22 protein-coding genes are annotated in these 23,687 nt (G+C 38.4%); 12 read left to right on the forward strand and 10 right to left on the reverse strand.

The genetic code is table 11. The features are described from left to right. Positions 1-51 precede the first annotated feature (51 nt). Entirely contained in the window at positions 52-1,251 is a 1,200-nt protein-coding gene (locus Q0794_RS12895; protein ID WP_298942513.1) for an AI-2E family transporter, read from the forward strand. A 187-nt stretch (positions 1,252-1,438) separates the two neighbouring features. Here the strand turns inward: Q0794_RS12895 and Q0794_RS12900 are convergent, their stop codons facing one another. From Q0794_RS12900 to Q0794_RS12930, 7 genes are all read right to left on the reverse strand, one after another. Further along, positions 1,439-2,785 (reverse strand): sigma-54 dependent transcriptional regulator, encoded by a 1,347-nt coding sequence (locus Q0794_RS12900; RefSeq protein ID WP_298942514.1) that lies wholly within the window; start codon positions 2,783-2,785, stop codon positions 1,439-1,441. 370 nt (positions 2,786-3,155) lie between these two features. Next, positions 3,156-4,775 (reverse strand): diacylglycerol kinase family protein, encoded by a 1,620-nt coding sequence (locus tag Q0794_RS12905; RefSeq protein WP_298942516.1) that lies wholly within the window; start codon positions 4,773-4,775, stop codon positions 3,156-3,158. A gap of 111 nt (positions 4,776-4,886) precedes the next feature. Then, positions 4,887-5,318 carry a hemerythrin domain-containing protein gene (locus tag Q0794_RS12910; RefSeq protein ID WP_298942518.1) on the reverse strand — a complete coding sequence of 144 codons (432 nt, stop codon included), beginning with the start codon at positions 5,316-5,318 and terminating at the stop codon, positions 4,887-4,889. A gap of 123 nt (positions 5,319-5,441) precedes the next feature. Beyond that, entirely contained in the window at positions 5,442-5,636 is a 195-nt protein-coding gene (locus Q0794_RS12915) for a hypothetical protein (RefSeq protein ID WP_298942519.1), read from the reverse strand. 18 nt (positions 5,637-5,654) lie between these two features. Further along, complete coding sequence (locus Q0794_RS12920) at positions 5,655-5,816, reverse strand: DUF1328 family protein (protein ID WP_298942521.1); 162 nt, start codon at positions 5,814-5,816, stop codon at positions 5,655-5,657. A gap of 70 nt (positions 5,817-5,886) precedes the next feature. Continuing rightward, positions 5,887-6,441, reverse strand: a complete 555-nt coding sequence (locus tag Q0794_RS12925) for a BON domain-containing protein (RefSeq protein WP_298942523.1) — start codon at positions 6,439-6,441, stop codon at positions 5,887-5,889. 364 nt (positions 6,442-6,805) lie between these two features. Further along, a complete protein-coding gene (locus tag Q0794_RS12930) occupies positions 6,806-7,777 on the reverse strand; it encodes a LysR family transcriptional regulator (protein WP_298942525.1) in 972 nt (323 codons plus the stop codon). Between the two features lie 162 nt (positions 7,778-7,939). Between Q0794_RS12930 and Q0794_RS12935 the strand changes: the two genes are divergently transcribed. The 4 genes from Q0794_RS12935 to Q0794_RS12950 are packed head-to-tail and all read left to right on the forward strand — an operon-like array spanning position 7,940 to position 14,770. After that, positions 7,940-9,112: an efflux RND transporter periplasmic adaptor subunit gene (locus Q0794_RS12935; protein ID WP_298942527.1), complete on the forward strand. Its 1,173-nt coding sequence runs from the start codon at positions 7,940-7,942 to the stop codon at positions 9,110-9,112. Positions 9,113-9,114: 2 nt separating this feature from the next. Then, positions 9,115-12,318 carry a multidrug efflux RND transporter permease subunit gene (locus Q0794_RS12940; protein WP_298942529.1) on the forward strand — a complete coding sequence of 1,068 codons (3,204 nt, stop codon included), beginning with the start codon at positions 9,115-9,117 and terminating at the stop codon, positions 12,316-12,318. Next, a complete protein-coding gene (locus tag Q0794_RS12945; protein ID WP_298942531.1) occupies positions 12,311-13,714 on the forward strand; it encodes a TolC family protein in 1,404 nt (467 codons plus the stop codon). The genes Q0794_RS12940 and Q0794_RS12945 overlap by 8 nt, the downstream gene beginning before the upstream one ends. Before the next feature lie 15 nt (positions 13,715-13,729). Then, complete coding sequence (locus Q0794_RS12950) at positions 13,730-14,770, forward strand: zinc-binding dehydrogenase (protein WP_298942533.1); 1,041 nt, start codon at positions 13,730-13,732, stop codon at positions 14,768-14,770. Positions 14,771-14,887: 117 nt separating this feature from the next. Here Q0794_RS12950 and Q0794_RS12955 read toward each other — a convergent pair whose 3' ends face one another. Then, positions 14,888-15,604, reverse strand: coding sequence for a UTRA domain-containing protein (locus Q0794_RS12955; RefSeq protein WP_298942555.1), 717 nt, complete (start codon positions 15,602-15,604; stop codon positions 14,888-14,890). 203 nt (positions 15,605-15,807) lie between these two features. On the opposite strand from Q0794_RS12955, the gene Q0794_RS12960 reads away from it, so the two are divergent. The 7 genes from Q0794_RS12960 (at position 15,808) to Q0794_RS12990 (ending at position 21,976) form a co-directional block, all read left to right on the forward strand. Then, positions 15,808-16,863, forward strand: coding sequence for an ABC transporter substrate-binding protein (locus Q0794_RS12960; RefSeq protein ID WP_298942557.1), 1,056 nt, complete (start codon positions 15,808-15,810; stop codon positions 16,861-16,863). 11 nt (positions 16,864-16,874) lie between these two features. Continuing rightward, entirely contained in the window at positions 16,875-17,678 is an 804-nt protein-coding gene (locus Q0794_RS12965; protein ID WP_298942559.1) for an alkaline phosphatase family protein, read from the forward strand. Positions 17,679-17,692: 14 nt separating this feature from the next. After that, the gene (locus tag Q0794_RS12970) at positions 17,693-18,616 is read left to right on the forward strand and encodes an ABC transporter permease subunit (RefSeq protein ID WP_298942561.1); all 924 of its coding nucleotides are present in this window, start codon (positions 17,693-17,695) and stop codon (positions 18,614-18,616) included. Beyond that, positions 18,609-19,394 carry an ABC transporter permease gene (locus Q0794_RS12975; RefSeq protein ID WP_298942563.1) on the forward strand — a complete coding sequence of 262 codons (786 nt, stop codon included), beginning with the start codon at positions 18,609-18,611 and terminating at the stop codon, positions 19,392-19,394. The genes Q0794_RS12970 and Q0794_RS12975 overlap by 8 nt, the downstream gene beginning before the upstream one ends. After that, the gene (locus tag Q0794_RS12980; protein WP_298942565.1) at positions 19,394-20,413 is read left to right on the forward strand and encodes an ABC transporter ATP-binding protein; all 1,020 of its coding nucleotides are present in this window, start codon (positions 19,394-19,396) and stop codon (positions 20,411-20,413) included. The genes Q0794_RS12975 and Q0794_RS12980 overlap by 1 nt, the downstream gene beginning before the upstream one ends. A 1-nt stretch (position 20,414) precedes the next feature. Then, positions 20,415-21,080 carry an HAD family hydrolase gene (locus tag Q0794_RS12985; RefSeq protein WP_298942567.1) on the forward strand — a complete coding sequence of 222 codons (666 nt, stop codon included), beginning with the start codon at positions 20,415-20,417 and terminating at the stop codon, positions 21,078-21,080. A 173-nt stretch (positions 21,081-21,253) separates the two neighbouring features. After that, a complete protein-coding gene (locus Q0794_RS12990; protein WP_298942569.1) occupies positions 21,254-21,976 on the forward strand; it encodes a sulfite exporter TauE/SafE family protein in 723 nt (240 codons plus the stop codon). Positions 21,977-22,092: 116 nt separating this feature from the next. Here Q0794_RS12990 and Q0794_RS12995 read toward each other — a convergent pair whose 3' ends face one another. Both Q0794_RS12995 and znuC read right to left on the reverse strand, forming a co-directional pair. Then, positions 22,093-22,878 carry an iron chelate uptake ABC transporter family permease subunit gene (locus Q0794_RS12995; RefSeq protein ID WP_298942570.1) on the reverse strand — a complete coding sequence of 262 codons (786 nt, stop codon included), beginning with the start codon at positions 22,876-22,878 and terminating at the stop codon, positions 22,093-22,095. Then, the gene (gene znuC, locus Q0794_RS13000) at positions 22,871-23,662 is read right to left on the reverse strand and encodes a zinc ABC transporter ATP-binding protein ZnuC (RefSeq protein WP_298942572.1); all 792 of its coding nucleotides are present in this window, start codon (positions 23,660-23,662) and stop codon (positions 22,871-22,873) included. Before znuC ends, Q0794_RS12995 begins: the two co-directional genes overlap by 8 nt. Positions 23,663-23,687 lie beyond the last annotated feature (25 nt).

A 23,687-nucleotide genomic window follows, 5' to 3' on the forward strand; every position in this document is an offset into this window, starting at 1 on the left:
TAAAAACGCATAAGCGCTCAAATGCTAGTGCAGTAAAAAGGAATAAATGATTTGAAGGATAAGCAAAACAACCAGCAAGTAAACGAGCCCTCTTCAGATGTTCAAATCAATAATGAACAGCAAATTAACTCACCAGTAAAACCAAATTCAAACTCCTCTGAGAATCAAAGTGCTCTCTCTCCTGACCAAGAAGTCCAACAAGTAAAGCAAAGCAAAAAAGATAGAAAAACCTTATATACCATTGGTTTTTGGTTCTTTTTTATCATCGTTCTTATTGGCTGTATCTACTTTGGCAAGTCTATATTATTGCCTGTCATAGTGAGTACGTTTATTGCGTTGTTATGTAGTCCACTAGTTAATTATTTGGAAAGAGTCGGCATTCCCAGAACAATAGGGGTATTGAGTGTTATCTTTTTGATTGTTGGTCTTCTATTTGGAGGAGTCGCAGTATTAACTGAACCTGCTCAGCAATGGTGGTCGAAACTACCAGAACTAGTAAAAGATATTTCACAAGAAGTGACTAATGCAACCAATAACGCAGGTACAAGTTCTGCATTAAATGAAGCCATTGTTAATAGTTCTAATGTCGGAGAGTTTCAAAGCACAACGGTTGTTTCTCTGGTTAAAAGTATTGCTATAGCGACACCGACAGCAATTACTCAATTAATGATTTCACTGTTTATGGCGTACTTTATGCTCAGTTATGGCCGCTCTTTGTTTACTGGTTTTTTAATGCAATTTGACCATCTCTCTAACAAACGTAAAACAGTGGAATTAGTGAGAGTGATTCAAAAAGATCTGTCTCGTTATATCGGCACTGTAACGTTAATTAATATTGCATTGGGTATCGTCGTCGGCTGTGTATTTTTTATGTTCGGTGTTGATGACCCATTCCTATGGGGCACACTCGCAGGCATTATGAACTTTGCGCCTTATTTAGGGCCGCTTATTTCTATGATCTGCTTCGGTGTTATCACTTATGTACAATTTGACTCAATGAGTTATGCCTTTATTATCATTGCGACTTATTTAGTGATTAATATGGCAGAAAGTCAGTTTGTAACCCCTACTTTATTGGGAAGACGATTTAACCTAAATCCGTTGATTATTTTCATGTGGTTAATTTTATGGGGATGGTTATGGGGGAGTATGGGGATGTTACTTGGCGTGCCATTGTTAGTGTGTTTAAACACTTTATTAGAACGTTTAGATATTTTTGGTCGAAGTCATTTAGTACTAAGAGCAAGATGATTTAAAACGTGTTTTATAAAAGTAATTGCTTGAAATTAACACGCTAAACTAGCACTTTTAAACTGAGATTATTTAGCATATTTTAAATCAAAGTGGACTTATCAACATTGAGAACACTAATAATTTGCTGTTCTCAATGTGTTAGTTTTTGTCACTTTATAAGCTTACGGCATGTAACGATGGTTAATTAAGTGACTTCATATTTATCGAGTTTATTGTAGAGTGTCTTAACACTGATACCAAGCTCTTGCGCCGTTTTGGTTTTATTACCTTCATTATTATCTAAGGTATTCACTATCGCCGCTTTTTCTATTGCGACTAAAGCAACGCCCACCGGTACTAATGCATTGAGTGTTGGATCTTCACCTTCTATTTGAAGCGAATCTGTAACGATATGCTCCTCTTTTATAACGTCATCTGAAAGAATAAATGCTCTTTCAATAGAGTGTTTTAATTCCCTTACGTTACCTGGCCAATCGTATGCTGCAATTTTATCTAATGCATCATCTAATATTGTTTTGGTTTTTATTGCTTTAGCGTTTTGATGGGCAATAAAGTGTTTTGCTAAACCAATAATATCACCATTCCTTTCTCTTAAAGGAGGCACATTAATTGGGAAGTGAGCTAAACGAAAATACAGATCTTCTCTTAATTCTTGTTCATCAATCGCCGTTTGAGGGTCGCGGTTGGTTGCTGCAATAATGCGTGTATTTGCTATATGTACCGTTTCTCCGCCAACACGACGATATTCCCCTGTTTCCAATACCCTTAATAACTTTACTTGATGTTCAATAGGCATTTCAGTTATTTCATCAAGAAATAAAGTGCCACCTTCAGCACGTTTGAATACCCCATCATGTGGTTTGTCTGCACCGGTAAAAGCGCCTTTATTATGACCAAATAATTCGCTATCTACTAAATCAGGGCTGATAGCACCACAGTTAATTGCAACAAATGGGTATTGGTTTCGGTCACTTGCTTGATGGATGGTTTGAGCAACAAGCTCTTTACCTGCTCCACTTTCTCCAATAATAAATACAGAAGCATCCGTTTTTGCTACACGTCTTAATGTTCTATATAACCGATGCATTGGGCTTGAAGAGCCAATTAATAAACCAAATTGGTCTAAATCGCTGGTGGATACTTGTTGCCCAGCTGTACTTTTAGGTAAATTAGATTGTCGTACGTCTTGTAATGTTTCTGCTAATATTTCTATATCAACAGGCATGCGGTAATGAAATATCGCACCTAATTGCATTAATTTATCTAAGTTTGGATTAGGAACGCCGGAACTGATGATGATTAAATCCATCTCATTCAATTCATCTAGTTTAGATAGGGCTTCATAATCTTCAGAGCTAAAGCTACTGACACCAATAATTGCAACCGTAGGTGCCATTGTTTTGATTTTTGATATCCAATCTTGGCTTGCATCTAATTCAATAATATCGAATTGAGTCAATTCTGAATTACTCAATATAGCGTCACGTAATGAGCTATTTTGAATACTTAATAACAAGTTTAATTTATGCATTAATTTGCTCTCACGATAATGAATCAATCATATAATTTTTTAGGAGGGGGAGCTAATCATCGCGATGAATGGTAATTTTGTCAAATTTATAACTTGATACTTTTTATTTGATATAGAGAAAATCGTCTATGGACTTGTTAGGAAGCTAGGTATTATGCGGAATATTGTTGACAATAGCAGGGCTTATATTTTTTAAAATAAGTAAACTGGTTGTGTGTTTATTGGTCAATGTTGTTGTGTTAATAGTTATATTCAGAGTTATTTTTGATACGTGCTTTATTTATCTCAGAACTCAAATTTTTTAGATTCAAGGGTAAACCTAAACCTAAAATGAAGATCCAAAATCTAAAGCACCAATCAATATTCTTTTTTATTGAGAAATGGCAAAGACCTTAAGTGATGAAGGCTGTACTGTTATTTTAATATTTTGCGCTCGATAATTTTCACCGTCAATAACATACTCTATTTCATGATCTGCAGATATTTCTATCTGCTTACCGTCACAATATTGAAATTGGTTTGCTTTATCTTGAAGCCCTAAACTAGAAGCCGCTAAATCAGATAACGCAATCACTGTCTCAGTAAATGAATTCGTATTATCTAAATAAGTCATGTGCAACTTACCATCATCTGGCTCTGGTGCATCACCACCTTGAGCTAATAAAGTACTGAATGGAGCGGTATTGGCGACCATTAAGCTTTGAACATTCAAATTTTGTTGAGCTTCATCATTGATTTTTACATTCAACTGTTGTGATTCACTTGAAACCACTGCATTAAAGAAGCCATTCAAATAAGCAAACTGGCCATTTTCATTTTTATTCTCTCTATTTGCTGACGAAATCATTTGCTGTTCAAAACCAATACCCATCGCTAACAACATTAATTGTTCATTACATTTCGCCGTATCAATCGTGCGAACTTGTTCAGATAAAATAGCATTGCAAGCTGCATTTACTGGAGAATATTTTGCTGGTAAACCATACAATACATGGCATAAAGCGTTTGTTGTACCAAAAGGCACAATCCCCAATATTATTTCTGATTCAATGAGTTGGCTAGCCACTTCCGTTACGGTTCCGTCACCACCGCATACAATTATTTTTTTGGCACCTGCACTTTTAGCTTGTTTAGTCAGGGCTGTTGCTGAAATATCTGGCGTGGTTTCTACAATTTTTAGACGATGCTTGGTACTTAATTGTCGAATTAATTGTTGTTGATATTGCAGCCATTTACCACCCCCTGACACAGGGTTCACAATCATCCAGGTTGGTTCTGGTAGTTTTAGTTTTTGTTGTTTACTAATCGCGTTGAGCACTTTGTATTGTTTCTTATTTAAGTTAGCTGAACTGCGAATAGAATGAATTTGAGTTAGTGCGTCATCGACACTCAGCGAAGAGTCTCGACTTAATAAATAAGCCGCCATGACAAATACAGAACGCCCACGACCTAAAGCACAATGGATAACCACAGAGCGAGATTGTGATAGTTGTACGTCAATCCAATAAAGTGCATGGCGTAGTTTATGTAAAGAAGGTGCTTTGTGATCTAATACTGGAATGGTTAAATAATCGAAATTTTTATCTGTCATCGCACTTTCTAAACCAGCAAACTCAGCTGTGACATCAACAATACAGTCAATATTTTGTGACTTTAAATATTCTAAGTCCGACGATAATAACCGTCTTGAAAGGTATAAGTTATTGGTTATTTTTTGTATGGGAGGAACATCATCGTTCTTTCTTGCCCACGCGTTATAAGCTTTAACGCCCAGTAGAAAAGGGATGAAAGCCCATTGGATCCACCATAGTATTTTTCCATCACTGTTTTTTCTAAAAATAGAGGGAATATCAAATAAATAAGCCACGCTGACAATCGCTAATGAAAGGGCTACCCATGAAAATAATATTTTCAGTATTAGCATCGGAAGAAACCAAGCTAAGGCTAAGCTTAATAACGTGCCAAATAAGTAATATTTAGTAATAAACATGGAATTTCCTTAACGAAGAAACTTAGTGATGAAACTTGGCGAATAAATGAAAAAAGCACTAACAATAAAACTCAGATTGTGTATTAATAATACAATCTGAGTCATTTAGTATTAGCTCGCCATTTCTTCAATATATTCTTCAGCAAGATTGTGCTTTTGTTTTGCAGTAAACACTTTGCCTGCCATTTGGAAGAAACGTTGCTCTTCTTCCTCAAGGTGATGAGACACTTTATGCTGTAAAGATTGCATAATAGTTAGCCATCCTGGTGAGCTGAATTCAGTTTTATCTAATTGTTCAATAATTTTATCAATTTCATGGTGTTCTGCGATACCGTGTCGTGATAATTCAACGGTTTTATCAGCTTTGATTAATGGTGCATAAAAGGCACGTTCTTCTGCAATCGCATGCAGTTTAAGCTCTTGTTTTAAATCATCATAAAACTCACGTCTGGTTGATGAGTCACCCGAGGTTTTCAGTAAGGCTTCCATTAACATTCGTTGTTTTTGATGACTTTCTCGTAATGCTTCAAAAATGTTATTCATTATTTATTCCTTCTGTATATTGTTACCGGATTCGGATTAATGCAGTGAATATCTGAGGTTTAAACAGCGATAAAAGAGAGAATAATCAAGATAGTTTATTCTCTCTTTTACTGATAACAAGTATTAGCAATCTTTATCTTCTGCATTCAGTGTATCTTTTAAACCTTCACAGGTATCTTCAATACTATTTTCAATATCTGTTGATGCATCATCAATCTTTTCGCCTGCTTTTTCTGCAGGGCCTTCAGTACAACCACTCAGGGCCAAAACTAAACCTGAAATTGCTGCAAAGTGTTTATAAGATCTTATATTAGTCATTTTGTTCTCCTACTATTTCTAGCGTTTTATGATATTGGCGACAATCGAGATAACAAACAGCACTGCAAACAGATAAAATATTATTTTTGCAATACTAGCGGCTGCGCCAGCGATACCACCAAATCCGAATACAGCTGAAATTAAGGCAATCACGAGAAATAAAAATACCCAGCGAATCATGTTGTCTCTCCTTACTTAGATGATGTGTTACATGCATTACAAAAATGCATTTATAAAAATAAAACGTGGATTATTGGATAATTTCAAGCTTATCAATAACCTTAGATACATCTTCTGTATTACGTGCCATATTCATTGCTAAATCGTGCTCTGTATCTGATGCCACTTTACCGGTTAACAGAACAACGTTATTGGTGGTTTTTACTTCAATATCCATTGCACTAACGTCCTCAGCCATTAATAATCGCGTTTTTAAAACGGTTGTAATTTTGGCATCCGTTAGAGCAGACAGAGCTTTATCATCTAAACCTGCTTGGTTATTTTCTTCTAAAATAGATAGATTATTCTCTACCTCTTTGACGCCATCTAATCCTGCGATTAATTCACCAGCTAATGATTTTTCGATATTGCTATCAACTGCGCCCGTTAAGGTGACGACACCACTATGAACGTCAGTATTAATATCAAATGAGTTTAAGTTGGTGTTTAGTAGCAATGTTGTTTCAGCTTTACCATCTATCCACGCATCAAGAGATTCATTCTTCCAACTTTGTTGATCTGCTAATGCGATCGTTGATGAAGTTAGTAGTACAGTTGAAAGTGCAATTGTTTTCATGCTCTTCATATTGTTTCTCCTTTATTTGATGTGTATTCAGTATATTGCGATTACTGTGCCAAGTTTTTATCTTATTGTTTTTGTTGTGTATTTTTATTGACATGAAAAACATTCTGGTAAAAGTGTGAATTATTTACAGGGTGTAAATGTAATAATGATTTGATTTGAGCTATTTAATTTTAAAGCATGATCATTATTTGTAGGAACTTGTTGTGGGTATTTGATCATTATTTACAGGGACTTGAAAAAATGTTGTAGGAACTTGAAAAAGGAAGGGGATGTTTATTGCATTAATGCGTTAATCTTTTTTATTTCAAAGTATACAAAATGAAAGGCAAACTGCAGTTTAGCTTACCCTTCTTTTTTTAGCCCTTTATCTCGGGCTAAGATCTTTACCTGATGCTGCTTGATAAAGTTGTTCAAAATTTGGAATACCTTGTTCCCAAATAGGTTTTTCTTTACCTAGGTATTCACATACGGCATCAAAGAATAATCGAGTTCTTACGGGGAGGTCTCGATGTGGGTAAACAGCATAAATAGGATAATAATCTAGTAAAGCTAAGTCAGTTAATATTGGTACTAATAACCCATCTTTAATTTCGTTACTAACAAGAAATGCCGGTGTTATGAAGTAGGCACCACCAGATAAGGCTTTCATTAATAGAACATTTGCATCATTGCTCCTAAAAACACTTTTCATTTTTTGTTCTGTTGGCTTCCCATACTCATTTAAGTAATTAATTTCTTCCATTCTGGTGCTTGCTGTTGCAAAGCTAGCTGCCGGTAAGTCCGCTAAGTCTTCTATTTTAGTGGGATGCCCATAACTTTTAATAAATTCTGGCGCCGCTAAAATGAGTAAACGATTACGTGCGATGGGTCTGGCGATTAAAGAAGAGTCTTTAGGTTTACCGATTCGGAAAGCTAAATCAAACCCTTCAGAGATAATGTCGACAACACGGTCATCTAAACGCAGTTCAACTTCAACCTGTGGAAAACGTTTCTGAAAGTCATTAATCACAGGTTGTAAATAACGTCGGCCAATAATAGATGAACTCGCTATTTTCAATACACCACGTGGTTCTTGGTGATAATTTTCAGCTAAGCGAAGTGTATCGCCCAATAAATCACGTATCTCAACTGTTTTTTTGACCATCTCTGCGCCAGCGGCCGTTAAAGAAAATGAGCGAGTAGATCGGTTAAGTAATCTCACACCTAATTCATCTTCTAATCGTCCAATCTGCTTCGAGACAACTGAGCGGTCTATGTTTCTAATTTCTGCTGCTTTCGCAAAAGAGCCTTGCTCAACGACTTCAAGTAGCATTAATAGTCGACTTGTGATGTCCATATTTACTCCCTAATAGCGCTTAAATGTGATGTTTAATCATTATTAAGTCACTTTTTTAGTGTTTATTGGTGCCATTTTGGCATTAATGAATTTAAAAAACGATGCTTTTTTTGCACTAGTTTGTTCCGTAAAATTCACCGCAATTAGAAAAGGAGCATCACCATGAACAAATATTTAATTGCTGCAATTTTTAGTGTGGCAAGTCTTACATTAATCGGTTGTGTAGAAGAGCCAAGTAAGCCAGCTAACCAAAGACCTTTGCAAGCGATAGACGTTGCAGAAGTATTAGTAACACCGACTCAAAAATGGCATACCTACACCACGCGTTTAGAAGCACCAGAGCAAGTTTCATTAATGCCACGCGTTTCGGGCGTGATAGAGCAAGTGTCATTTAAAGAAGGCGATCAAGTTAAACAGGGTGATCTTTTATTTAAATTAGATAGTCGTCCATTTACTGCCGTCGTTGCCGGGCTTAAAGCACAAGTTAACAGTGCCCAAGCTGCATTAGCGCAATTACGAAGTGAAGCGCAGCGTGCTGTTCGTTTAGTTCAGCGTAAAGCGATTTCGACAGAACAGGCTGAGTCTCGTGCTTCAGCATTGCGTCAAGGTGAAGCGCAACTTGCTTCATTAAAAGCGGATCTTAGTGCGGCACAGCTTGATTTAGAGTTTGCTGAAATACGTTCTCCAATTGATGGGGTTATTTCACGTACTAATATTACACGCGGTAATAATATTTTAGCGGGACAAACAGTACTAACGTCGATTGTTTCAAATAAAGAAATGTACGGTTATTTTGATATTGACGAACGTACTTGGAATGGTTCATTTGATGATGTGACTGCTGAAAGCCATCAACAAGTTGTGATGCAAAAAGTCGGTCAAACCGATTTCCCTTATTCTGGTTATATCAATTTTATCGATAACCGTATCAATCCAGCGACGGGCACATTACGTGTCCGCGCCGTGTTTGATGAGAAAAATAAAGCATTACGTGCCGGTTCATTTGCGCGCGTTAGATTAGCTGCAAACAAAGTGACTGAGCAAGTTGTTATCCCTTCACGTGCTATCGGTACAGATTTAAAAAATAATTTTGTGCTGACTGTAGGCGAAGACAATGTGCTGCAATACACCTTAGTAGAACTAGGTGAGCGTTACGGTAGTTTACGTGCGATCACTTCAGGTTTAAAAGCGGGTGATCTGATTGCAGTAAATGGTCCTGCTCGTGTTGGTCCAGGTATGCCAATCAAACCAAACTCTGTGGATATTGATAGCGCTGGCGTGACTTTTACATTATCAGCTGTAGATGAACCGTTAACGGCAAGTACTAAGGAATAACAATGAAGTTTTCACATTTCTTTATACAACGCCCGATATTCGCGGCGATGTTATCTTTGGTTATTTTAATTGCTGGTGGTCTTTCATTATTCCAACTACCAGTGAGTGAATACCCTGAAGTAGTTCCTCCTACGGTTGTGGTTACCGCGAACTACCCAGGTGCAAATCCAACTGTTATCGGTCAAACCGTTTCAACTCCGTTAGAGCAAGAAATTAACGGTACTGAAAACATGCTTTATATGTTTTCTCAAGCCACCAGTGACGGTCGTATGACCTTAACGGTTACCTTTGCATTAGGTACTGATTTAGACCGTGCGCAAGTACAAGTACAAAATCGCGTCAACAGTGCATTGCCACGTTTGCCTGAAGAAGTGCAACGTTTAGGTGTCGTCGCAGAAAAATCATCGCCAGATTTAACTATGGTAGTGCATTTATATTCACCTGAAAAAACACACGATACGGCTTACTTATCTAACTACGCTGATTTAAATGTTAAAGATGAAATCGCACGTTTACCGGGTGTGGGTGATGTTCGTTTATTTGGTGGCGGCAAATATGCAATGCGTGTTTGGTTGAATCCAGATGCGTTAGCGGCTCGTAATTTAACGGCTGGTGATGTAGTCACTGCTTTACGTTCACAAAACCAACAAGTTGCCGCTGGTAGCTTGGGTGCACAACCTATTTCTAATGACAGTCAATTCCAAATATTATTAAACGTTAAAGGTCGTTTAAGTAGTATTGAAGAATTTGAAGAAGTTATTATTAAAGTCGGTGAACAAGGTGAGTTAACGCGTTTATCTGATATTGCACGCGTTGATTTAGGTGAAGATAGCTATTCGTTACGTGCTGAGTTAGATAATCAACCTGCATTGGCGATGCCTGTGTTCCAACGTCCAGGATCGAATGCGATTGAGCTGTCAGATCAAGTACGTGAAACCATGGCACGTTTATCGAAAGACTTCCCTAAAGGTGTTGAATACGACATCGTTTATGACCCAACCGTTTTTGTACGCGGCTCGATTGATGCGGTAATTGCAACTTTATTAGAAGCAATTGTACTGGTTGTTATCGTTGTTATCGTCTTTTTACAAACATGGCGTGCGTCTATCATTCCATTAATTGCAGTGCCTATTTCATTAATTGGTACATTTGCAGTGATGCAATGGTTAGGTGTATCGATTAATACACTGTCACTATTTGGTTTAGTACTGGCGATAGGGATCGTGGTCGATGATGCCATTGTGGTGGTCGAAAATGTTGAACGTAATATCGAAAAAGGACTATCACCTTTAGAAGCGACACGCGTTGCGATGAGTGAAGTAACAGGTCCTATTATTGCGATTGCATTGGTATTGAGTGCGGTATTTATTCCAACGGCATTTATTACTGGATTATCAGGTCAGTTCTACAAACAGTTTGCGTTGACCATTACTATCTCAACGATTATTTCTGCGTTTAACTCACTAACATTATCACCTGCTTTAGCGGCATTATTATTAAAACCGCATGATGCAAAACCAGATTTCTTTACACGTTTATTAAATAAATTATTCGGTCGTTGGTTATTCCAACCGTTTAACCGTGTCTTTAATCGTGGTGCAAAAGGTTACGAGAAGTTAGTCAAAAAGCTTATTCGTTTATCTGTTTTTGCAATGGTTGCTTATGTTGTATTGCTTGGCGGTACTATCAAGTTATTTGATACCGTACCAGGTGGTTTTATCCCGCCGCAAGACAAACAGTATTTAGTGGCGATTGCACAGTTGCCTGACGCTTCAAGCCTTGACCGTACACAAGCGGTATTAAAAGAGATGCAAGAGATTGCACTTTCAGTGCCTGGTGTCGCACATACTGTTGCTTTCCCTGGGTTATCGGTGAATGGATTCGCGAATACGCCAAACAGCGGTATTGTATTTACTACGCTTGAAGGCTTTGATCAACGTACCGATCCTAGCGAATCTGCAACGGCAATCGCAGCTGAATTAAATAAACGTTTTACCGCTATTGATGAGTCGTTTGTCGCAGTGTTTCCGCCACCGCCAATCCAAGGTTTAGGCACAACAGGTGGGTTTAAACTGCAAATTGAAGACAGATCAAACAAAGGCTTTGATGCATTATTTAATAGCCTGCAAACGGTGATTGGTAAAGCTCAACAAGATCCTGCGTTAATGGGACTTTACTCAAGCTTCCGTATTCAAGTACCACAAATGGATATAGACGTAGACCGTGAGCAAGCGCTTATTCAAGGGATCCCATTGGATCAAGTGTTTGATGCGCTGCAAATATACCTCGGTTCTGTGTATGTAAATGATTTCAATTTATTTGGACGTACTTACCAAGTTAACGCACAAGCTGATGCTGAATACCGTGTCGATCCTGAGCAAATACTTAACTTAAAAGTCCGTAATCGTTCCGGAAATATGGTGCCATTAGGGTCTGTATTAACGGTAACGCCTACAATTGGCCCTGACCGTGTAATGCATTATAACGGTTATCCAAGTGCTGAGTTGAATGGTAGTCCTGCTCCTGGTTATAGCTCAGATCAAGCACAAGCTGCGATTGAAAAAGTGTTAGCCGATACATTACCAACGGGCATTGAATATGAATGGACGGAAGTCACTTATCAACAAGTACTTGCGGGCAATACCATGGTGTACGTTTTCCCATTAGTGGTGTTGTTAGTGTTCATGGTATTAGCGGCGCAGTATGAAAGCTTACGTTTACCATTAGCGATTATTTTAATCGTACCGATGACTATCTTCTCTGCGTTATTGGGTGTGTGGTTAGTGGGGTCAGACAATAATATCTTTACGCAAATTGCCTTGATTGTATTGGTGGCCTTGGCTTCTAAAAATGCCATCTTGATGATTGAGTTCGCTAAGGATCAACATGACTCTGGTTTAACGCACCTTGAAGCTATCTTAGCCGCGTGTCGTATGCGTTTACGCCCAATATTAATGACATCAATTGCATTTACAGCGGGTGTTGTACCATTAATTCTTGCAACAGGTGCAGGTTCGGAAATGCGTCATGCGATGGGTAATGCTGTATTCTCAGGCATGATCGGGGTAACTATCTTTGGTCTACTATTCACTCCAGTGTTTTATATGCTAGTGAGTAAAACTAAGAATGATAAGGCACAAAGAAATCTTGATGATCACAACAATATTGATAAAGAAATCAGTGTTGAGGAGAAAAGCAATGCTTAAGTTAGTCAAACGTTTAAAGCCTAAGGTTGCTTTATCGACTGTGTTAGTCGCTACCATTTTGTCTGGTTGTGCGAGCCAAGTGAATACAAAAGATGAGCAAGAAAAAGCTTATACTTTTATTGATAAAAGCAGCCTTGTTGAGCGATTAACCGGTGAGGATGAAATTAATTGGTGGAGAAATCTTAACTCACCACAGTTGAATCAATTGATTGATGATGCACTGTTAATGAATCATGATTTACGTACAAGCCAATTGCAATTACAAAGCACGTTAGCGCGTATTGGTGTTGAAGAAGCGAAGTTTTTACCACAAGGTGGTGTTGTCGCTGGCGCACAAAGAGGTGATGTCGTTGAGACAACACCTCGTCAATCAAGTGCTTATCTATCACTAACCTGGCAGTTAGATTTATTTGGTCGAATTAGTGCGTTGGTTGATGCAGCAGAAGCATCTGCTATGAGCCAAGCTGAACAACGTCGTTTACTGCAGATAGAAGTCGTTTCTTCTGTTGTAAAAGGCTATGTCAGTTACCAAGGGTATCAACGTAAAAAACAGATTATTGAGCAACAAGTCGAAGCATTAGAACAAAGTGTAGATGTACTAGAAGCTCTTTTTGAAGAGGGTGCGGCTAACGAACTCGACCTTAATCGAACCCGTGCCCAACTTAGTCAACAAGAAGCATTGCTGCCTGCAATTACTTACGCAGAGTATAGTGATTTATCGACCTTAGCTGTGTTAACAGGGCAACTAACCAGTGCGATTAGCTTGCAAAACGAACAAGGTATTTTTGATTTACCCTTTCGTGTTGCATTCGCCGAACCTAGCAATGCGATTGCACTACGTCCTGATATTAGCCGTGCTTTGTATGAGTTTAGCCAAGCAAATTCATTAAGTGTCGCAGCAAGTAAAGCCCTTTTACCTGAGGTCAGTTTAAGTGCCTTTGCTGGTGTATTAAGCCTAGAAAGCTTAGGGTTATCTACTTCACATGGTCAATGGCAAGTAACACCACAAATTGAATGGTCACTATTAAGTTACCCTTCATTGTTGGCGGAACGTGATGCACAGAAATACTTGAGTGAAGCAGCTTATAGTGAATACCAACAGGTTGTTTTAAAAGCAATAAGCGAAAGCGAACTTACTTTACAACGCCTTGTTGAACAGAGTTCACTACAACGTTATGCGGATCAACGTTATCAATATTCAAATCGTGCATTCTTGCAAGCTGAAGCAATGTATGAAGAAGGGCAACTACCTTACTTAGAATTATTAGACTCACGTCGCGATCTATTAAGTGCTGAAGAGAATGATGTTGATTCGACGATTTCATTGTTGCAAGCTAAAGTGAATGCTTATCAAGCATTTAACGGCCGCTGGAGCTACGCGTTGGAAACCTTTTAAAGAGCTGGATGAGAAATGGCAAAGACTGATACTGTAAACCTGACTAACGTAGACTTAAGCCTTCCGCTGACGATGCGAGCGATTGTATTAATTGAACCTAATGAATCAATTAGATTGTCTGAAGCAATATTACCATTGCCTGAATGTAGTGATAATGAGCTGTTGGTAAAGGTTGAGTATGTTGGTTTAAATCCAGTCGATGCGATCTTGTCTAAATCTGGTTTTTGTCAGTGGCAATATCCCCATATTTTGGGGTTAGACGCCGTTGGTATCGTCGTCAAGGCACAAAAAGGTGTTTACCCTAATGTCGGTGACAGAGTCATGTGGCATGCCAGTATGGGCGATCAAGGGGCTTTAAGTGAATATGCTAAAGTCCCTAATTTTGCGGTTTCGGTTGTTCCTGATGACATTGATGCGATGACTGCTGCTGCTTTGCCTTGTGCAGGCATGACAGCACTCATTTCACTTGAAAAATTACGTATAACAGTTGGTGAAACGATTCTTATTGAAGCTGGCGCTGGAGCTGTAGGTCAGTTTGCTATTCAATTTGCCAAACAACGAGGCGCAGATGTATTTACTACTGCCTCTAAGCGCAACCATAAGTTGTTGAAGCTGTTAGGTGCCGATGCCGTTTTTGATTATCACGATCCTAAACTATGCGAAAAAATACGTCGAGAGTTAGGTCCACAAGGTTTTGATGCGGTACTTGATTCTATCGGGGGCGAAGCAACTATTCGCAATATCGAGTTGATGCGTTTTTGTGGACGTATTGCTTGTTTAAGACCATTACCCTTATTTGAACAAGATTTACTTGATCGTAAAGGGCCGACGATCAGTATCGTTTCTTTAGGAGGCGCATGGTTAGACAACAGTTTATGCGCACAACAAAAAATGGGTTTTATGAGTAAGGTCATGTTAGAGAGTGTGGCTAAAGGTGAAATTCAAACACCAATACTGCACTCGATCGAATTTACTGCAAAGCATATTAGCGAGGCTTTGACTCGCCAAATGGACGGTACTTTTACTGGTAAGCAAATAGTAAAAGTAAGCGATTAGTCTTCATTTTTGCTTCTATTAATCGACTTATTTTTTAGATCTTTTAGCGAATCTCGTACTGAGATTCAGATTGCTTCAAAGCCTGCTCTAACCTTATCAATACTTAATGCTTAATGCTCAATGTTCAATGCTATCAATACTGATCATGACCGCATCTGGTCGCCAATATTCAAATTCACAATCGATTATTTGTGCGTGTTGATTGTAGTTTACACGGCAGATTTTTAATATTTGCTGACCTGGGCTGATGTTTAATGCTTTGGCTACGTGTGCAGGGGCTGCTGCTGGAATAACATCAAAGCGCGATCGGCTGGTGGTGAAATTATATTTAGTTTGGTAAAGCGTTGTCAGAGACTGCGTTAAATTTTCTGAAATAATGTTTGGGAAAAAATGGCTAATTAAGCAGTTCTCAACAAATAAAACGGCTCTACCATCAATAAAGCGTAATCGTTCGATAACGTGTATCTCTGTTAATTCAGTCAGTGCTAAAGTTTTAGCATAATGACTGGGGGCCATCATCGTACTGATATTGATTAATTGTGTTTCGGCAATCCGTTGTTGTTCTGTCACCATTTGATGAAAATGAGAACGTGATAGCGGGTTATATTCGACTCGTGGTGGCGAAACAAACCAACCTCGACGGTTTTCCTTATAAATTAATCCAGCCGTTTCTAATGACGCGAGTGCATCTTTAACGCTGATACGTGTAATTGAAAATAAATCACTAAGATCCCGTTCAGAAGGCAGCTTCTGTAACGGAAGTAGTGAACCTCCGGAAATCTGCTCTCGCAATACATCTTTCATCTTTAACGGCATGTCAGTTTTGTTTTTCATTTTAATTGGTCTAGTCCAATATTTTGGAGTTATAAGTAATTAATATACATTAAAAGTAATAATTAATGGTTTTCTTGTTATTAAAATAGGTGGATTAGATAACAAAACTAAAAAATGTTTTGAATCTTTGTCAAAAAACTGTAATGTTTCTCTTGTAGTATGAAAAATGAACTCACTGAACTAGACCAAAGGATGGCAGTAAAATGAATACATTTAAAGTTACAACAACACTTCTTGCACTTTCTCTATCACAATCACTTTATGCTGCTGAATCAGTCAATATCGATTCGCTTGTAGCTGCCGCTCAAAAAGAAGGTCAAGTTTACAGTATCGGGATGCCAGATAGTTGGGCAAACTGGAAGGATACTTGGGCTGACCTGAAGAACAATTACGGTATTAAACATCAAGATACTGATATGAGTTCTGCACAAGAAATTGCGAAATTTGACGCGGAAAAATCTAATGCAACAGCCGATATTGGCGATGTTGGTTTCGCATTTGCACGTGTTGCGGTTAAGAAAGGGGTATCACAGCCTTATAAACCAAGTACATGGGATGACGTGCCTAATTGGGCTAAAGATGCAGACGGACATTGGGCATTAGCTTACACTGGGACGATTTCATTCATCTCTAACAATAATCTAGTAAAAGACGCACCAACCACATGGGCAGAGTTATTAGAAGGTAGTTATAAAGTCACCGTTGGCGATGTTGGTGTTGCTTCACAGGCGAATAACGCCGTATTAGCTGCTGCGATTGCTAATGGTGGAGATGAAAGTAATCTTGACCCTGCGATTGAGTTCTTTGGGAAATTAGCTAAACAAGGGCGTTTATCATTTACTAACCCTAGTGTCGCTAACTTAGAAAAAGGCGAAGTTGAAGTGGCTATTTTATGGGACTTTAATGCACTGAGTTACCGCGACCAAATCGACCGTAGTCGTTTTACCGTTAATATCCCACAAGATGGTTCAGTCATTTCTGGTTACACCACTATCATCAATAAATACGCTAAAAATCCTAACGCTGCAAAACTAGCACGTGAATACATCTTTAGTGATGCAGGGCAGATTAACTTAGCTGATGGTTATGCACGTCCGATTCGCACCAGTGTAAAACTACCAGAAGCAATCCAAGCAAAGCTAATTCCAAACGAACAATATAAATCTGTTCACCCAATCTCTGACTTCTCAGCTTGGGAAAAATCTGCACGTAAATTGCCACGTCAATGGCAAGAAGGCGTTCTTATCTACCAAAACTAAAAGGATTTAAGATGAATGATAAGGTTATCCTTGTTGTTCTTGATGGCTTAAATCTAAAAGTAGCTCAAGATTGTTTGGGCTACTTAAATGGTTTAGTAGAGCACAAGAAAGCAAGCCAATATTCGCTTTATAGCGAACTACCATCACTCTCCCGCCCTTTATACGAATGTATATTAACGGGTATTACGCCTGTTGAAAGTGGGATCGTACACAATAATGTCACTCGCCGTTCCCTCTTTGACTCTGTTTTTAGCTTAGCGCAAAGCCAAGGGAAAGCGACAGCTGCTGCGGCTTATCATTGGGTGAGTGAGTTATATAATCGCTCTCCATATGATGCGATACGCGACCGTCATACTCATAATGAAAGTCTGCAAATTCAACATGGTATTTTTTATCATTGGGATCATTATCCTGATCAAGCTTTGTTATTAGATGGTGAATATCTACGACAGGAGTTTGACCCGGATTTTTTACTTGTTCATTCAATGAATATTGATGATGCAGGGCATAAGTTTGGATTAGATTCTGCCGAGTACCGTAATAGTGCACGTCAGGCGGATGTTATTTTATCTGACTTTCTACCTGCATGGATTGAAGAAGGCTACCAGATATTAATTACCAGTGATCACGGTATGAACAATGATCGATCGCACGGTGGTACGTTAGCTGAAGAGCGTGAAGTCCCTTTGTATTTAATTGGCGATCGTTTTAGTCATTGTGATGTGTCGATAAAACAAACTGAAATATGTGGTTTGGTCTGTGAGCTACTTGGTTTAGAACATCAAAAAGCATTTGCTGCCGATGTATTAGTATAAATAAGGATTGCAGCATGATAACGACGAAACCCATCGAAGCCGCACATGGTAATGTTAACACCATTAAAGCGGCCTCTATAAACTCGACAAAAGGAAAGCCTACTTTTAAAGCGAAGTTAGGTAAATATAAACCCGTCTTATGGTTAATCCCTTTTATTGTTTTTTATTATCTCTTTCAAATAGCACCGATGGTGTGGGTGCTAGTAAATAGCTTTCTGTATGAAGGGGAGTGGACGTTAGAAAATTATAGCGAAATTATAGACTCTGCTTTTATCTTGCAGGGTTTTAGTAATAGCCTTTGGATTGCTTTTTGGTCTAGTTTGGTTGGGCTTGCTCTTGCAGCGATTCTTGTTTCATCATTAAGACATTTAGATAGTAAAATTCGTGATGCTATTGTTGCCTTTACTAATATGAGCAGTAATTTTGCAGGCGTACCACTGGCCTTTGCTTTTATTATTATTTTGGGCACGAATGGCGCCGTTACCTTGTTATTAAGACAATGGGGAATATTAGGCGATTTTGATTTATATAGTAGCTCTGGTTTATTAGTGCTTTATATCTACTTTCAAATTCCACTCGGCGCGCTTCTTTTATATCCCGCCTTTGACGCTTTAAAAAAAGATGCCTATGAAGCCTCTATGTTATTGGGAGCAAACTCTCGTCAATACTGGATGAAGATAGGGCTACCTATTTTGTCGCCTGCTTTATTAGGCACCTTTATTATTTTGTTCGCTAATGCCATTGGTGCTTATGCAAGCGTATATGCCTTGACCTCTGGTAACTACAATATGGTAACGATTCGTATAGCGAGTTTAGTGTCTGGCGATTTATTCTTAGAGCCCAATTTAGCCGCAGCAATTTCTGCTTTATTAATGTTATTACTCGCGATTATTACTGCTGTTAACCAGTGGTTAATTTCAAGGAGCTACCATGCATAATTCGAATTTAACGCTTCATAAAACGATTGTATATGGTATCTCTGGTTTATTATTTATCCCAATTTTTGCTACCTTACTTTACTCTTTTTCATCAAGTTGGGGCGCCACTATTTTACCCGATGGGTTTTCATTGAAATGGTATTCTCAACTACTCACTGATCCTCGATTTTTAGATGCTTTTGGTCGTTCACTGTTTATCTGTATTGCTTCTTTATTATTAGCCATGGTGCTAGTGTTACCGATGATCTTTGTTATTTTTTATTATTATCCTGCTTTGGATAAGGTCATGAATATCCTGATTTTACTGCCTTTTGCTGTGCCGCCTGTGGTTTCATCTGTGGGGTTATTACAACTCTACGCTGATAGCTCAATTCAATTGGTAGGGACACCTTGGATTTTAATTGGTACCTATTTCACTATTGCCTTGCCGTTTATGTATCGTGCTATTTCCAACAGTTTTACCACTATTAATTTAAGAGATTTGGTTGATGCCGCACACCTTTTAGGGGCAAGTACGACTAAAGCTTATCTGTTAATTATTTTGCCAAATTTGAAAAAAGGCTTATTAGCCTCTGCGTTTCTTTCTTTCTCATTTTTATTAGGTGAATTTGTATTTGCCAATATATTAGTGGGCACACGTTATGAAACGTTACAGATATATTTATATAATATGCGTCAAACCAGTGGACATTTTACATCTGCTTTAGTGATGACCTATTTTGCTTTTATTTTTGTTTGTACATGGTTAGCAACCCGTTTCAGTAGAGGGAATCAATAATGAGCTACGTTAAAGTGAGTCAATTGGCTAAGAGTTTTGGTGATGTAAACGTCTTCCAGGATATTAATTTTGAGATTGAAAAGGGCGAGTTTATTACCTTACTTGGGCCAAGTGGATGTGGTAAATCAACCTTATTACGTTGTATTGCTGGGTTAAACCAGGTGGATAATGGTGAACTTTGGGTTGATGGTGAAAATATTACCGATGTCTCTCCTCAACAAAGAGAAATTGGTATGGTGTTCCAGTCATACGCTTTGTTTCCTAATATGACCGTTGAAGATAACGTGGCTTTTGGTTTAAAAATGAAAGGGATTAGTAAATCTGAAGCGCGAACAGAAGTAAAAAAAATGATTGATTTAGTTGAATTAGACGGCAAAGAAAAGTTCTATCCTAGCGAGCTGTCCGGCGGCCAACGTCAACGTGTTGCACTGGCTCGGGCTTTAGTGGTTAAGCCTAGAATATTATTATTAGATGAACCTCTATCTGCGCTCGATGCAAAAATACGTAAAAGTCTGCGTCAGCAAATTCTTAATATTCAACGAGAGTTAAATCTAACGACCGTATTTGTAACACATGACCAAGAAGAAGCGATGTTGTTATCGGATAGGATTTTCTTGATGGATCAAGGTTCAATTGTTCAGCAAGGTAAGCCAGAAGAGATCTATACGAAACCGGTCAATGAGTTTGTTGCTTCATTTATGGGACATTACAATTTAATTGAAGCAGACACCGCTAATCAATGGTTTAACTTAGCTAGCCAAGAAAAAGTAGCGATTCGTCCTGAGTCTATTTACATTCGAGAAGCAGGGCGACAGTACGGTGAACATATATCAGCCCCAATGCCAGCGACTATCGTATCTCATCAGCTATTAGGTAATGTGATTCGTTACAACGTAAAGGTTGAAGAGAATGAGTTAACGGTTGATTTGCTTAACCGCTCATCGGAACGGTTGATGGCCAAAGGCAGTTCACTTGAGCTGATGTTTAACCTCAATGAAATACAACCAGTGAGAGCATAATATGGAAAAATCACTGCATATATTTGATATGGATGAAACCTTAGTCAACGGAGACTGTGCCAGCTTGTGGAGTGCATTTTTAGTTGAACAAGGGATCGTTACTGATCCTGATTATTTAGCGACTGATAAAGCATTAATGGTGAAGTATGCAAAAGGTGAGCTAGATATGGAGGAATATATCCTCTATACCCTCGCACCCATAACAACTATTCCGCAACATGAGATAGATAACTTGGTAGATGAATTTGTCAGCACGAAAATTCTTCCTTTAGTCTTCCCTGAAGCGATTACGCTAGTCAAGGCTTTAAATGCCAAAGGGATTCCATGTTTAGTGATTTCGGCCACGGTTACTTTTATTGTTAAAAAAGTCGCCAAAGCCATCGCTATAGAAGATGCGTTAGGTATTGATCTGGTCATTGAAAATGGTTGTTACCTTAATCAAGTCACTGGCATTGCTACCTATCGTGAAGGGAAAATATTGCGACTAGAACAATGGCTTGCTGAACAAAAAATTAGCGTTGAGGCGATTCACTTTTATAGTGATTCAATTAACGATTTGCCATTATGTGAATATGCCGATTATGCATATTTAGTGAACCCTTGTGAGCGCTTATCTGCAGAAGCTAAAAAACATCCTGAATGGACAATCTTCAATTGGGGGGAATGACTTACCTTTATTGCTCTTAAAGGTAGAGCATTTAAAAATAAACAGAAAAAGAAGTTAAGGGTAAACTTAGATTTTTAACTTCTTTTATATTTCATCTAAACGAATAAATATTTTGGTATCAATACTGAGTAGTGTTATTAATAAGTTTCAATATAATTAGATAAGAGATTCCTTTGGCATTAGACGTCATACTTTTTCTGAGTTCTTTAATCACTTCCATTATCTCTGGTGTGTTGGGGTTTGGGGGAGGGTTATTACTGCTTCCTATTTTATCTTTATATTTACCTCCAAGCATTATTATTCCTATCCATGGGCTTACACAATTAGCCAGTAATAGCTCGAGGGTCATCTTCTCCTTCAAGAATGTTCATTGGAAACTATTGCCACGTTTTTTAATCGGATCGATCATTGGCGTTTTTGTATTTGGTTTTTTAATTGCAAGTTTACCTGTTACTTACATTCCTCTCGCCATTGGTAGTTATATTCTTCTTAACATGTGGAGCATTCGTTTTTCTACTTTGCTTCGTCGATATGAAAACTATTATCTTATTGGTTTTGTACAAACAGGTTTAGGGTTATTGGTAGGGGCGACGGGGCCATTATCACTGAGTATTTTAACCAAAGAGTTAGATAATAAAGATGAAGTTATAGCAACAAGCGCTATTTTTATGAGCATTAGTCATTTAGCGAAAGTACCTGTATTCATGTTGTTAGGCTTTTCTTTGATAGCTCATATTCATATTATTGTTTATATGGTGTTGGGTTCAATTATAGGATCATTCATTGGAGTCAGGTTACGTAAAAAAACCAATAATGACTCTTGGTTTTCTATCATCAAAATACTATTAACATTACTCGCATTGAAAATGATTATTGGTGTGTTTTTCGAGTATTAATTGGATATAGGTTATTAAGGAAGCTGTCATTGACTGCTTCCTTTTTTCACTGACCTACTTTGTGGTATAGCTTGGTTGTCTTGCTTTATAGTATAGCTTTGAGCAATAACTACTTTTTAATGTCTTCTCGGTAATAAAATACTGCCGATAAACAAAATACAGCCAGCCACCACAATGGTTGGGCCTGATGGCGTGTCATATTCAAAAGATCCCCATAGTCCTAATCCCACACTCAATGCACCAATCACCATGGCGATTAATGCCATGCTTTCAGGCGTATTTGCAAAGCGCCTTGCGGTAGCGGCTGGGATAATTAACAAAGCAGTTACTAACAGCATGCCAACCACTTTCATCATAATCGCTACAATCAATGCAATTAAGCCTAAAAATAACCAGTTAATACGGTCGACGGGTAATCCCTCAACACGGGCTAAATCTTCGTGAATGGTAATCGATAATAAAGGCTTCCAGATCCAAACCAACCCTAATAATGCGACACCACCTGCGCCATAAATCCAATATAAATCATCATAACCAATCGCTAAAATATCACCGAACAGATAGCTCACTAAGTCGATTCTTACATTATCCATAAAGGCTAATGCCACTAACCCAAGCGACAGTGCGCCATGGGAGAATATTCCCAATAACGTATCACTGGCGAGCTGACGTTGGTACTGACTTATAAACAGTAAAATTGCTAAAATTTGGCAAATAATAAAAATGCCTAATGTCAGGTTGATATGCAAAATAAAACCAAGCGCAACACCTAATAAAGCAGAATGTGCCAAGGTATCACCAAAATACGCTAGACGTCTCCACACCACAAATGAACCAAAAGGCCCAGCAACTAAGGCAACACCTAATCCGCCTAACAGTGCTCTTAATAAAAAATCATCCATTGTTGCTATCTTCCTCGTTCCCACAACACTCATGATGATGCTCATGGTCATGCTGGTGTTCTTTATCATGTACATAAAATGCCAAATGTCTTGCTGCGTATGGACCAAAAAGAGCGGTGTAAGCAGGGTCATTCACGACGACTTCAGGTGTGCCGCTACAACAAATATGTTTGTTTAAACAAAATACACGATCCGTAGAAGCCATTACTAAATGTAAGTCATGAGACACCATTAAAATGGCGCAGCCACGCTCGGTACGCACACGACTGATCAAGTCATATAATTCAACTTGCCCATGTACATCAACTCCTTGCACGGGTTCGTCTAACACTAAAATATCAGGTTCACGCATTAACGCTCTAGCCATCAGCACACGTTGTAACTCACCACCTGACAGACCTTGTAATGGCGAATCAATAACATGCTCCGCACCAACATTTTTTAATAAAGGCACAAATTTTGTTTTGTCATGTCCTTTTGCTAATGCTAAAAAACGTCGAACAGTAATAGGAAAGGTAGGGTCGATGTGAAGCTTTTGTGGCACATAACCAATGGTTACATCTTTGGCTTTTTCTACTTTGCCTGATGTTGGTTTTTGTAAACCAAGCGCCACTCGTAATAAGGTTGTTTTACCTGCGCCATTAGGCCCTACAACCGTGACTATTTCGCCGGGTTTAAGTTGTAAATCCACTGATTCAAGTAACGAACGGCCGCTTATTTGTAGATTTACATTACTTAAGGTGAGTAGAGGTTGACTGTTATTGTCTTTATTGATCGCTAACATTGTTAACACATTACCTTTATTTTAA

The sequence above is a fragment of the uncultured Psychromonas sp. genome (assembly GCF_947489755.1).
In the GTDB taxonomy this organism is placed as follows: domain Bacteria; phylum Pseudomonadota; class Gammaproteobacteria; order Enterobacterales; family Psychromonadaceae; genus Psychromonas.